Below are 12,613 nucleotides of genomic sequence, written 5' to 3'. Positions count from 1 at the left end.
GCGACGGCACCAGTGCTCACAGGGGTGCCTGTCACCGCGATGTGACAGGGTGGAGGCGGCCCCCGCGGGCGTCGGGGCCGGAACGCGAGGTGTACGGGGCGTGGGCGTGGGTGGGTTGCGGTGGCGGCGTGCCGTCAGCCAGGCAGGGCGGAGCGTCGCGGTGTGGGGAGTCTCCACGCTCACGATGCTGGTGCTCGCGGGGATCCTGCCGGACTTCCGGCTGCAGTCCGCCGACGGCGACAGCGCCACCACCATCGCCATGACCGCGGCCGTCGGCGCCGGCGTGTTCGGTGTGCTGTCGGCGCTGGTCTGGCCGCTGCTGGTGCGCCTCCTCCTGCTCGTCCCGGCGCTCGTCCTGGGCCTGCTGGTGTTCTTCCTCAACGGCTCGCTGCTGCTGCTCGCCCTGCGGCTCAACCCCTCCGGGCAGAGCGAGGCGGCCCCCGAGACCGCCGTCATCGTCGCCGCCGTGATGTCCGCCGTCGCCTCCGCGACGGGCGGCGCCCTGGCCGTGCGCGACGACGACGCCTACCGGCGCCGCCTCTACCGCCTGGCCGACCGCCGCCGACGAGGCGGCCCCGCCTGCCCCGCCACCCCCGGCACCGTCTTCCTCCAGCTCGACGGCGTGGGCCACGACGTGCTGGTCACGGCCGTGGGGAAGGGGCTGATGCCGACGGTCGCGAGATGGCTGGGCGGCCCGCCGCGGCAGGGCCACGCCCAGGATGCGGCACACCGTCCCACCCATCGCCTCACCCCCTGGCACACCGACTGGTCCAGCCAGACCGGCGCCAGCCAGCTAGGCATCCTGCACGGCAGCAACCACGACGTGCCCGCCTTCCGCTGGTACGAGAAGGACAGCGGGGAGGTGATGGTCTGCAACCGTCCCACCAGCGCCGCCGAACTCCAGCGCCGTGCCGTCGAACACACCGGGGACGGCGGACTGCTGTCCGCCGACGGCGCCAGCCGGGGCAACCTCTTCAGCGGCGGCGCCGACGAACAGGCCCTCGTGCTGTCCATAGCCGCCCGCCGACGCAGCCGGGAGACCCGCTCGCGGTCCGGCTACTTCGCCTACTTCTCCGATCCGGCCAACGCCGTGCGCACCGCCCTGTCGTTCGTCGCCGAGGTCGTCCGGGAGATCGCCCAGTCCACCCGCGCCCGGCTGCGGGGAGAACGGCCCCGGGTCGGCCGCGGCGGCCTCTATCCGTTCGTGCGCGCCTTCGCGACCGTCGTCGAACGGGACGTGGTGGTGGCCGCCGTGATGGGCGACATGCTCGCCGGCCGCACCGCCGTCTACGCCGACCTGGTGGCCTACGACGAGGTCGCCCACCACTCCGGGCCGCTCGGCCGGGACACCGAGCAGGTCCTCGGCCGCCTCGACCGGGCGCTCGCGCTGATCGAGAACGTCGCCGAGCACGCGCCCCGCCCGTACCGGATCGTCGTCCTGTCCGACCACGGCCAGAGCCCCGGCGAAACGTTCCGCGCCCGCTACGGCCTCACCCTCGGCGACCTGGTACGGGCCGGCTGCGGGCTGCCCGTGCCACGCAAGGCGGAACGCACCCACAGCGGCGCCGAGGCCCGCGCGGCCGTCCGCGCGGCGCTGCGCCGGCCCGTCGAGGAGGGCGGCGAACGCCACCGCTCCTCCGGCCGCGGCTCGGAGCCGATCGTGCTGGCCTCGGGGAACCTGGGCCTGGTCTCCTTCCCGGACGTGCCGCACCGGATGAGCAAGGAGGAGATCGACGCCCGCCACCCCGCCCTGCTGACCACCCTCGCCAACCACCCCGGCATCGGCTTCCTCCTGGTGCGCAGCGAGGAGCACGGCGGGGTCGTCCTCGGCGCGTACGGCGCGGAGATCCCCCTCGACCGACTCGACGGCGATCTGGGCCCGTTGGCCGTCTTCGGGCCCGGCGCGGCCGACGCCGTACGCCGCACCCACTCCTTCCCGCACACCGCCGACATCATGGTCAACTCCTTCCACGAGCCGGCCGACGGCGAGGTCCTCGCCTTCGAGGAGCAGATCGGCTCCCACGGCGGCCTCGGCGGCGCCCAGGCCAGACCGTTCCTGCTGTCCCCGCTCGCCCTGTCCGCACCCGTCGAGGACGACGAGCGGTTGACCGGGGCGGAGCACGTCCACCGCGTCCTGCGCCGCTGGCTGCGCGAGTCGAACGGCCTCCAGGTACCCCTGGAAACGGCCCCGGAGGAGCACGCCGCCTGAAAATCGGCTGCGTCCGGGGGGCCGTACGCACACACTGGCGGTACCGAGCCGGTCGTCTCCGGATCCCGCGCACTCGCGCCCCTTCCGCATCCCCCGAGGAGCCTTTGCCTTGCAGGCTGCCGTCACCGTCACGCCTTCCCGCATCCCCGAACTGCTCCTCGGTCTCGCCGTGGTGCGGCCGGTGTTCCTCTGGGGCGCCCCCGGCATCGGAAAGTCCTCCCTGGTCAGGGAGTTCGCCGAGTCGCTCGGGCTGGAGTGCGTGAGTCTGCTCGGTACGCAGCTCGCGCCCGAGGACCTCATCGGCGTCCCCCAGATCCGCGACGGACGGTCGGTGTTCTGCCCGCCGGAGGCCATCGCCCGCGACGAGCCGTACTGCCTGTTCCTGGACGAGCTGAACGCGGCCACGCCCGATGTGCAGAAAGCGTTCTACTCGCTGATTCTCGACCGCCGGATCGGCAACTACGAGCTGCCGAAGGGCTCGATCGTCATCGGCGCCGGGAACCGCGCCACGGACAACGCGCTCGCCCGGCCCATCGCCTCCGCGCTCGTCAACCGGCTCACCCACGTCCACCTGGAGGCGTCCGCGCGGGACTGGCTGAACTGGGCCGCGGGCCACGGCATCCACCCGTGGATACTCGACCACCTCACCGACCGGCCCGACCACCTGTGGTCCAAGCCGCCGAAAACCGAGGAACCGTTTTCGACGCCCCGTTCCTGGCACATGCTCTCCGACGCCCTGCACTCCTTCGGGCGCGATCTCGACGAGGACACCCTCAAGGTCCTCGCGCACGGCACGCTGACGCCCTCCCACGCCACCGCCTTCTGCGGCTACGTCAAGATCGTCCGCAGCCGGTACGGCATCGAGGCCATCCTCAAGGGCGAGGCCTCCTGGCCGCACCGCGTCGAGGACCGTGACCTGCTCTACTACCTCGCCGACTCGTTCCGCGGCCGGCTGGTCAAGGAGCTGCCGGCCGTCAAGGAGCGCATGTCGGCGAACGGCCGGCAGACCGCGTACCGCGCCAAGTCGCTGCTCGTGCAGCTCGCCGAGATCTCCGTCGAGGTCGCCCAGACCGTCATCGCCTCCGACGCCGACGGCAACCCCGTGCTGCCCGCCTGGTTCCTGGTGGAGGCGGCCCGCGACATGCCCCGCCTGGTGGAGGCCCGCCGGTGAACCGTGAGGCCCGTGACAAGAAGAAGCGGGACCTCGCCACGGAGTCGTTCGAGTTCGGGGTGGCGCTGCTGCGCCAGAACCCGGCGCTGGCCGCCATCGAGTTCGACACCTGCCGCCGCGAGGGGTGCGGCCTGGCGCCCCGCGACGGTCTCGTCCGCGCCGACTCCAACGGCGTCCTGCACGCCCACCCCACCCGGATCGCCGACGTCGGCCACTGGGCCTGGTCCCTCGCGCACGCCGCCCTGCACCTCGGCTTCGGACACCTCCCGGCGTCCAAGGAGGCGCGCCCGCAGCCCGACCGGTACGAGCTCGCCGCCCGCTGCGCCGTCGTCAACCGCTTTCTGCTGACGTTCCGCGTCGGCACCACCCCGGAGGACCTGCCGCATTCGTACCCCGGCGGCGACGAGGAACAGCTCGCCGCCCGCTGGCGGCGCACCGGGCTTCCGGCCGCCTACGCGCACTGCGGCACGGCGGGGACGGCCGCCGACCAGATGCTGGTGCCATGGCCCTGGTTCGGCCGCCGGACGCCGGACTGGCCGCTGGCGTTCGCCACCGCCCTGACCCGGACCGTGTCCGCCGCGATGGACATGGCGGGCGGCCGCCGCGACTCCCTGGACAGCGCGGCGCCCGTCCAACGTCCCTGGGAGCGCGCGCTGAGCTGGTTCGTCTCGTCCTACCCGCTGCTCGGCGGCCTCGCGGCCGGCATCAAGCTGGTCGCCGACGCCGAACTCGCCCGCGCCCACGGCATCTCCGTCGCCGCCGTGAACGCGGAAGCCGGGGAGATCTACATCAACCCGCTGCGGACGTTCGACGACGAGCAGTGGCGGTTCGTCCTCGCCCACGAGATGCTGCACGCCGCCCTGCGCCACGGCGACCGCTGCGGCACCCGCGACCCCTACCTCTTCAACGTCGCCTGCGACTACGTCATCAACGGCTGGCTGCGCGAGATGCAGGTCGGCGACATGCCCGAAGGGCTGTTGTACGACGCGGAGTTGGCGGGCCTGTCCGCCGAGGAGGTCTACGACCGCATCACCGTGGACCTGCGCCGGATGCGGCGCCTGGCCACCCTGCGCGGCAAGGGCCTCGGCGACATCCTCGGCGGCCCGCTCGGTCCGCCCGGCGACTATGTCGACCTCGACGGCTTCTACCGCCGCGGCCTCGCCCAGGGCCTCGACCTGCACCAGCGGCAGGAACGCGGCTTCCTGCCCGCCGGGTTGGTGGAGGAGATCCGCGCGCTCAGTCATCCGCCGCTGCCCTGGGACGCCCAACTGGCGCACTGGTTCGACGAGTTCGTGCCACGCCCCGAGTCGCTGCGGACGTACGCCCGTCCCGCGCGCCGTCAGGCCTCCACCCCCGACATCCCGCGCGCCGGCCGCTGGTTCCCGCCCGAGGAGGTCGCCCGCTGCACGTTCGGCGTCGTCCTGGACACCTCCGGCTCCATGGACCGCACCCTCCTCGGCAAGGCGCTCGGCGCGATCGCCTCGTACGCCGAGGCCCGTGACGTCCCGGCCGCCCGGGTCGTGTTCTGCGACGCGGCCCCGCACGACGCGGGCTACGTGCCGGTCACCGAGATCGCCGGCCGGGTCCGCGTGCACGGGCGCGGCGGTACGGTCCTGCAGCCCGGCATCGACCTGCTGCACCGCGCCGACGACTTCCCGCCCGGCGCGCCCCTCCTCGTCATCACCGACGGCTGGTGCGACACCCTGCGGGTGCGGCGCGAGCACGCCTACCTGATCCCGCAGGGCCGTCACCTGCCGTTCACCGCGCAAGGGCCGGTGTTCCGGGTGCGGTGAGGCGGAGTGTGATCGGATGGGGGCCGGGGACCCGGAAACGGGTCCGCCCGCCAGCCTCCACGCGAAAGGAAGAAACGTGGCCACCACGCGCTCCGCACACACCGTCTGGGAAGGCAACCTGCTCGAGGGCAACGGTGTCGTGTCCTTCGACTCCTCAGGCGCCATCGACCCGCAGCCCGTGACGTGGGCCTCCCGTTCCCAGGAGGCGAACGGAAAGACCAGCCCCGAGGAGCTGATCGCGGCCGCCCACTCCAGCTGCTTCTCCATGGCCTTCTCGCACGCCCTCGCCGGCGCCGGCACCCCGGCCACGAAGCTCGTCGCCTCCGCCGACGTCACCTTCCAGCCGGGTGAGGGCATCACCGGCATCCACCTGAGCGTCGAAGGCACGGTGCCCGGCCTCGACGAGGAGGGCTTCGTCGCCGCGGCCGAGCAGGCCAAGGTCAACTGCCCGGTCAGCCAGGCCCTCAAGGCCGTCCCGATCACCCTGTCCGCCAAGCTCACCTGACCCACCCGCACCACGGCCCGGGGCGCAGCCACCACCCCGACATCCCTGCACCCCGGGCCCCTGCGCCTTTGTCGGTTCCGTGCGCCAGGCCTCGACGGTGCCGGAAACGGCCGGCTGAGGCGCGCCGGCCGCGGCTGCCGTACGCTCCTCAGCGACCCCGGCGACGCCCCGGTCCGCCCTCCGGCCGTCGTCCCCGTACCCCGTCCGCCGTCCGGGAGCTGAGCACCGTGCCACCGCGCCCCGCCGTCTCCGCCCACCGCGGCGGCTCCGAGCGCTTCGAGGCCGCCACCCGGGAGGCGTACGAGGACGCGCTCGCCTCCGGGGCGGAGTACGTCGAGTTCGACGTCCGGCGGACCGCCGACGGCGTCTACGTCGTCCACCACGACGCCCGGGCCGGCCACGGCGGACCGCCGCTCGCCCGGATCACCTACGCCGAGCTGTGCGGACGCGTCGGAATCACCGTTCCCGTCGTCGAGGACGTGATGGCCCTGGCCGCCGGTAAACTCGTCGCCCACCTGGATCTGAAAGAAACCGGTTACGAGCGGGAGCTCGTCGACCGGGCGGTCGCCCTGCTCGGCCGGGACGGCTTCGTCGCCACCTCCCTGGAGGACGTTTCCGTCGCCGCGATCACCCGGGCCTTCCCGGGCGTGCGCACAGCCCTGTCGCTGGGACGCGACCGCAAGGAGGTGGGGGCGGCACGCCTCGCGGGCACCCGGGCGAGCGAGCTGTTCCCGATGCGGCGGCTGCGGGCCTGCGGGGCGCACGGCGTGGCCGTGCACCAGCGCCTCGCCCGCGCCACAGTGCTCCGCCGGGCGGCCCGGCACCGCCTTTTCACCATGGTGTGGACGGTCAACGACGACCCCGGGCTGCGGACGTTTTTGGCCGACACCCGGGTGGACGTCCTGGTCACGGACCGGCCGCGGCGGGCCGTGGAACTGCGCCGGGAACCGCATCGGACGCTGCCGACGGGGCACCTGTCCCATTGACAGCCGCAGCTTCAGGTCCTGTCCTGGAGGTACGGGTGGCTTTCTGCTCCCCGGGCGAGCAGCCCTGGGCGGAAGGGGACAGCGATGGGACGTCCGGTCGGAATCGATCTCGGGACCACGAACTCGGTGGTGGCCGTGCTGGAGGGCGGCGAGCCCACCGTCATCGCCAACGCGGAGGGTGCGCGGACCACGCCGTCGGTGGTGGCCTTCGCCAAGAACGGGGAGGTGCTCGTCGGTGAGGTCGCCAAGCGGCAGGCGGTGACCAACGTCGACCGCACCGCCCGCTCGGTCAAGCGGTACATGGGCGACGCGCACTGGCGCTTCCCCGAGCAGGAGGCCGCCGACAGCATCGACGGCACCCGCTACCGCGCCCAGGAGCTCTCCGCGCGCGTCCTGCAGAAGCTGAAGCGGGACGCCGAGGCCTACCTCGGAGAGGACGTCACCGACGCGGTGATCACCGTGCCCGCGTATTTCGACGACGCCCAGCGGCAGGCCACCAAGGAGGCCGGAGAGATCGCGGGCCTGAAGGTGCTGCGGATCATCAACGAGCCGACCGCCGCCGCCCTCGCCTACGGCCTCGACCGCGGCGAGGAGCAGACGGTCCTCGTCTTCGACCTCGGCGGCGGCACCTTCGACGTGTCGCTCCTGGAGATCGGCGACGGCGTCATCGAGGTCAAGGCCACCAACGGCGACACCCACCTGGGCGGCGACGACTGGGACCAGCGGGTCGTCGAGTACCTGGTGAAGAAGTTCAAGGGGCAGCACGGCATCGACCTCGGCAACGACAGGATGGCGCTGCAACGGCTGCGCGAGGGCGCCGAGAAGGCCAAGATCGAGTTGTCGTCCTCCTCGGAGACGACGATCAACCTCCCGTATGTCACCGCCTCCGCCGAAGGTCCGCTCCACCTCGACGAGAAACTGACGCGCGCTCAGTTCCAGGAGCTCACCGCCGACTTGCTCGACCGCTGCAAGCAGCCCTTCCATCAGGCGGTCAAGGACGCGGGCGTGAAGCTGTCCGCGATCGACCATGTCATCCTCGTCGGCGGCTCGACCCGGATGCCCGCGGTGACCGAGCTGGTGAGGGAGTTGACCGGCAAGGACCCGCACAAGGGCGTGAACCCCGACGAGGTCGTGGCCGTCGGCGCCGCCCTCCAGGCCGGTGTGATCCGCGGCGACGTCAAGGACGTCCTGCTCCTCGACGTCACCCCGCTGTCCCTGGGCATCGAGACCAAGGGCGGCATCATGACCAAGCTCATCGAACGCAACACCACGATCCCCACCCGGCGTTCGGAGATCTTCACCACGGCCGCCGACAACCAGCCCTCGGTCGGCATCCAGGTCTACCAGGGCGAGCGGGAGATCGCCGCGTACAACAAGAAGCTCGGCGTCTTCGACCTCACGGGCCTGCCACCGGCTCCGCGCGGGGTTCCGCAGATCGAGGTGGCCTTCGACATCGACGCCAACGGGATCATGCACGTCTTCGCGAAGGACCTGGCCACCGGCCGCGAGCAGAAGATGACCGTGACCGGCGGCTCGGCGCTCCCCAAGGACGACATCGACCGCATGATGCGTGACGCCGAGACCTACGCGGAGGAGGACCGCAGGCGCCGGGAGGCGGCCGAGACCCGCAATCAGGCCGAGCAACTCGTCTACCAGACCGAGAAGTTCCTCCGGGACAACGAGGAGCGGGTGCCCGCCGAGACGAAGGGAGAGGTGGAGTCGGCGGTCGCGGACCTCAAGGCCCTGCTGGAGCGGGACGCCGACACGGGCGCCCTGCGCGAGGGCGTGGACAGACTCTCCTCGGTCAGCCAGCGGATGGGCCAGGCCATGTACGCGCAGGCCCAGCAGCAGCCGGCCGAGGGGGCGGCCGGGGACACCGCCGGGGAGCGCACCTCGTCGTCCGCGTCGTCGTCCGCCTCGTCCCAGGACGACGAGCAGGTCGTCGACGCGGAGATCGTCGACGACGAACGCGACACCAGGGGCGGGGCGGCCTAGAAGGCTCATGAAGATCTTGGGGTTCTGGCCCCGCCGCGTGAGCGGTGGGGCCAGACTCGTTTCGTGGTGATGGGGGAATGGGCCGGGGACACGGTCGGGCCGGATGTGTGGGAGACGTGCCGGGAGTTGATTCCGGCGGGGAGTGTGTTCGCGTTTCTGGCCGAGCACCGTGGTGCTCTGTTCCCGGCTCATATGTTCGCGGACATGTACCCGTCGGCGAATGGACGGCCGAGCATGCCGCCGCAGATCCTGGCTGCGGCGATCACGCTGCAGGCCCTGCACGGGCTGTCGGACTTCGAGACGGTGCAGGAGCTGCGGTGTGACCTGCGGTGGAAGGCCGCGTGCGGGCTGGGCCTGAACGACCTGGCGTTTGACCCGTCTCTGCTGGCCTACTTCCGCCGCCGTCTGGCCTGCTCGGCCCGGCCCAACCGCGTCTTCGAGGCCGTGCGCGAGGTGGTGAAGGCCACCGGTGTCCTGGGCGGCAAGCACCGGCGGGCCTTGGACTCGACGGTGCTGGACGACGCGGTGGCCACCCAGGACACCGTCACCCAGCTGATCGCCGCCGTCCGTGCGGTGATCCGCGAAGTCCCCGGCGCCGCCGAGGTCGCGGCCGTGCAGTGCACCGCGCACGACTACACCGATCCCGGCAAACCCCGCATCGCCTGGAACGACGAGCAGGCCCGCGCGGAACTCGTCGACGCCCTGGTCACCGATGTGCTGCGGCTGCTGGGCCACCTGCCCGACCAGCAGCTGGACGAGAAGGCCGCGAACGCCCTCGGCATCCTGGCGCTGGTCGCAGGACAAGACGTGGAGCCGGCCGAGGACTCCGACGGCCGCGACGGACGCTGGCGCATCAGCAAGGGGACCGCTCCGGGCCGCGTCGTGTCCACCGTCGACCCTGAAGCCCGCCACATCCACAAGACCCGCACCCACCAGCAGGACGGATACAAAGCCCACCTGGCCATCGAGCCCGAGACCGGCTTATACACGGCCGTGGCTCTGCGGCCCGGCGCCGGAGCCGAGCACCACGAGGCCACCGTCGGCCTGGATCTGCTGGCCGACGAGGAGAGTCCGGTGGACGCCTTCGGCGACACCGCCTACTCCGCCGGCGACATGCGCCAAGCCCTGCACCAGGCGGGGCACCGGCTGTTCTTCAAGCCCGCCCCACTGCGGCCCGCCGTCCCCGGCGGCTTCACCCTGGACGACTTCGCCATCGACACCGCCGCCTCCGCGGTCACCTGCCCCGCCGGGCATACGGTTGCCCTGTCGGGCCCCGGCGGACAGCACAACCAGCGCAAGGCGGCCTTCGGGAACCTGTGCACCGGATGCCCCCTCCGCGAGCGGTGCACCAAGGCCAAGGCCGGCCGCATCCTGACCATGCGCCCCCACCACGACCTGCAAGCGGCCGCCCGCCGCCAGGCCGCCACCGACCCGGACTGGCAAGCCGACTACCGCCGCTGGCGACCACCAGTCGAACGCGCCGTCGCCTGGCTCGTCCAGCACGGCAACCGCAGACTCCGCTACCGCGGAACCATCAACAACAACACCTGGCTTCACACCCGAGCCGCCGCCCTCAACCTCCGCCGACTGATCAACCTCGGACTCACCCACACTGGCGGCCGCTGGCGACTCACCCCGGCCACCACATAGCGAACAGGGGCTGCCCGGCCTCCGGCCGGACAGCCCCTCACCAAGATCTTCATGAGCCTTCTAGAGACGAGGGCGCTCCCCGGCGCTCCTTTCAGACGAGGCCGGCCAGGCCCTGGATCGCCGACTGGGCCCACTCCTGCGTCCCTGCCACCGTTCCGGCCGCGAGGCCGGTCGCGACGGGGGCGAGGGCTCCCCTGAGCAGGGTCACGGCACGGCGGAGCCTGCCCGCCTCGGGGGGCTGCGGGCCGGTGATCTCGGCGAGGACCTCCTGGGCCGCGCTCTCGGCGTCCTCGCGTTCCCGGTCGCCGAGGCCGGCCCGGGGCAGCTGCCGGAGCAGGTCGGTCACCAGCGTCGCCAGCGCTTCGTAGCCGGGGGCGACCGCGGTGTTGAGCTGCTGGTTCTGGTTGACCGTCTCGTTGTTCCAGGAGATCTGGGAACCCGAGACGTTCCCGTGGAACACCGGACCGTCGTAGTGGTGCACCTGCTGCGGCTCGCTCATCGGTCGACTCCGTCCTGATCGCTCTGATTGGTCTGCTGCTGGACGACGCTGTTGTTGCCCCATGCCACCTGGATGCCGTGGACATCGCCGTGGAAGACCGGCCCGTTGAAGATCTGGACGATCGACGGGGGAGGCGTGGCCGGCGGTGTGCTCTTGTCCATGATCGGAAGGGAGGTGCGCAGCGCGACCAGTTCGACGCTGCCGTTGTCCCGTACGGCCTTGCCCTTCGTGCCGGTGACGGTGCAGTTCACCAGCCGGCCGCCGGCCGCGTCGTCGAAGCTCGCCCCGAACGACCCGCAGTCGTCGAACCGGCTGTCGGCGACGTCCAGCAGGGCGGAGTCCTTTCCGGCGATCCCGAAGGACGCGGAGCCGGTGACGGTGAGGTTCCGCGCGACGAGTCTGGACGTGCCGTAGGCGATGGCGCCGCCGGAACTCACCGCCGTGGCCTCGCAGTCGTGCAGCTGCAGCTGCGCCTCCTCGCCGACGCCGAAGCCCAGCAGCCCGCGGTGCGCCGAGACGTTCCTGAGGGTGACGCGGGACTGACCGAGCACGGCCACGGCGAGCATGTCGCAGTCGCTGAACGTCGTGTCGGTGAGTTCGGCCGTCGTACCGCCGTTGTCCCGGGTCTCCAGGCCGAACGGGCAGCGTTCCACCCGCAGGTGCTCGAACACCGCCTTGGACTCCTCACGGACCCGCAGGGCCAGGTTGGTGTGGTCCTCGACACCGACGCGGGTGAAGGTGCCACGGGCCTTGTCGGTGACGGCGATGCCGACGTTGCCTCGCGAGATGCGGCAGTCGCTCACCCGTGGGGCGCCGCCCCGTGTCGACAGCACGCCCACGTTTCCCGCGCCGTGGATCTCGCAGTGCTCGAACGTGCCCCGGCCCGACTCCTGGACGTGGATGCCGGTGTCGCGGCAGTCGGCGAACACACAGCCGCGCACGAAGGGGTCGGCGCCGCTCGCCACCAGGATTCCGTTCTCGGCGTCGGTGACGCGGGTGTCGACCACGGTGCCCCGGGACTGTTCGATGAACGCGAGCGCCGCCATCTGGACGGCGTCGACCGTGCAGTCCTCGACGATCAGTTCGGCCCGGGTGTCCGCGATGACGGCGGCCTTCTCGGTGCCGGTGACCTCGCACCCGGTGAGCCGGGCCCAGGCGTCGCTGACACGCACGCCGTGGATGCGGCTGCCGTCGATCCGAGTGCCCCGGACCGTGACCCGGGCGCCCTCGATCACCGCGATCGCGTTGTCGGCGGCGTCGGCGAACCGGCATCGCTCGACATGCCCGGTGGAGCCGGCGAACACGGCCCGCCCGAAGAGGAACTGACTGTCCGTCAGCAGCATGGACGTGCCCGGTCGCGCATGTGCGCAGACCCCGTTGTGCGCCCGGACCTCCGTCCGGTCGAGGGTGAGGGATCCGGTGCGGCAGTCCACGACTCCGGCGTCGGCGTCCCGGCCGACCAGGACGAGGCCGCGGACGACGGCCGGTCCGAAGGCCTCGAGCACCGTGCCCCGGGGACGGCTCACCACCACCGAGCCGGGCTCACCGAGCGCGAACAGCTCGATCTCACCCTGCAGGGCGAGGGGCAGTGGTTCCTGATAGTGGCCGGGCGCGATCTCGACCCGCGCGGCCCGGCCCCGCCCGGCCGCGGCGCGCAGCGCGGATCCGATGTCGGGGTGGGCGCCACGACCGCCGTGCGGCGAGACGACGTACTTCTTGACCATGACCGCCCCCGCAGCACCCGCCCGTGCAGAATCGTTGACTCCCGGTCACCGATGCTACCGGAGCGGGGCGTCCGCGTCGGG

9 protein-coding genes are annotated in these 12,613 nt (G+C 72.2%); 7 read left to right on the top strand and 2 right to left on the bottom strand.

Going from position 1 to position 12,613, the window contains the following annotated elements; genetic code table 11:
- The first annotated feature begins 106 nt into the window (after positions 1-106).
- From B5557_RS08660 to B5557_RS08630, 7 genes are all read left to right on the top strand, one after another.
- Complete coding sequence (locus tag B5557_RS08660) at positions 107-2,209, top strand: phage holin family protein (protein WP_079664666.1); 2,103 nt, start codon at positions 107-109, stop codon at positions 2,207-2,209.
- A gap of 109 nt (positions 2,210-2,318) precedes the next feature.
- Positions 2,319-3,380, top strand: a complete 1,062-nt coding sequence (locus tag B5557_RS08655; protein WP_079658561.1) for an ATP-binding protein — start codon at positions 2,319-2,321, stop codon at positions 3,378-3,380.
- Positions 3,377-5,173 (top strand): vWA domain-containing protein, encoded by a 1,797-nt coding sequence (locus tag B5557_RS08650; protein ID WP_079658560.1) that lies wholly within the window; start codon positions 3,377-3,379, stop codon positions 5,171-5,173. Before B5557_RS08655 ends, B5557_RS08650 begins: the two co-directional genes overlap by 4 nt.
- 76 nt (positions 5,174-5,249) lie before the next feature.
- Positions 5,250-5,678 carry an OsmC family protein gene (locus tag B5557_RS08645; protein WP_079658559.1) on the top strand — a complete coding sequence of 143 codons (429 nt, stop codon included), beginning with the start codon at positions 5,250-5,252 and terminating at the stop codon, positions 5,676-5,678.
- 227 nt (positions 5,679-5,905) lie between these two features.
- Positions 5,906-6,664, top strand: a complete 759-nt coding sequence (locus B5557_RS08640) for a glycerophosphodiester phosphodiesterase family protein (protein ID WP_079658558.1) — start codon at positions 5,906-5,908, stop codon at positions 6,662-6,664.
- A gap of 84 nt (positions 6,665-6,748) precedes the next feature.
- A complete protein-coding gene (gene dnaK, locus B5557_RS08635) occupies positions 6,749-8,659 on the top strand; it encodes a molecular chaperone DnaK (RefSeq protein WP_079658557.1) in 1,911 nt (636 codons plus the stop codon).
- Positions 8,660-8,728: 69 nt separating this feature from the next.
- Positions 8,729-10,309 carry an IS1182 family transposase gene (locus B5557_RS08630; protein WP_079658556.1) on the top strand — a complete coding sequence of 527 codons (1,581 nt, stop codon included), beginning with the start codon at positions 8,729-8,731 and terminating at the stop codon, positions 10,307-10,309.
- Between the two features lie 91 nt (positions 10,310-10,400).
- On the opposite strand, the gene B5557_RS08625 is transcribed toward B5557_RS08630, so the two are convergent.
- Together B5557_RS08625 and B5557_RS08620 are read right to left on the bottom strand one after the other, a co-directional pair.
- Positions 10,401-10,808: a hypothetical protein gene (locus B5557_RS08625; protein WP_079658555.1), complete on the bottom strand. Its 408-nt coding sequence runs from the start codon at positions 10,806-10,808 to the stop codon at positions 10,401-10,403.
- Positions 10,805-12,532, bottom strand: coding sequence for a right-handed parallel beta-helix repeat-containing protein (locus B5557_RS08620; RefSeq protein WP_079658554.1), 1,728 nt, complete (start codon positions 12,530-12,532; stop codon positions 10,805-10,807). The genes B5557_RS08625 and B5557_RS08620 overlap by 4 nt, the downstream gene beginning before the upstream one ends.
- Positions 12,533-12,613 lie beyond the last annotated feature (81 nt).

It is taken from the genome of Streptomyces sp. 3214.6 (assembly GCF_900129855.1).
GTDB classification, from domain to species: Bacteria; Actinomycetota; Actinomycetes; order Streptomycetales; family Streptomycetaceae; genus Streptomyces; species Streptomyces soliscabiei.
Note: the sequence above shows the minus strand (reverse complement) of the source record. Positions and strands in the feature narration are given on the sequence as shown.

What these genes read in the sequence shown, in the direction of transcription:
- B5557_RS08620 (WP_079658554.1), bottom strand. Translation starts at nt 12,532, where the DNA reads ATGGTCAAGAAGTACGTCGTCTCGCCGCACGGCGGTCGTGGCGCCCAC.
- B5557_RS08625 (WP_079658555.1), bottom strand. Translation starts at nt 10,808, where the DNA reads ATGAGCGAGCCGCAGCAGGTGCACCACTACGACGGTCCGGTGTTCCAC.
- B5557_RS08630 (WP_079658556.1), top strand. Translation starts at nt 8,729, where the DNA reads ATGGGGGAATGGGCCGGGGACACGGTCGGGCCGGATGTGTGGGAGACG.
- dnaK (WP_079658557.1), top strand. Translation starts at nt 6,749, where the DNA reads ATGGGACGTCCGGTCGGAATCGATCTCGGGACCACGAACTCGGTGGTG.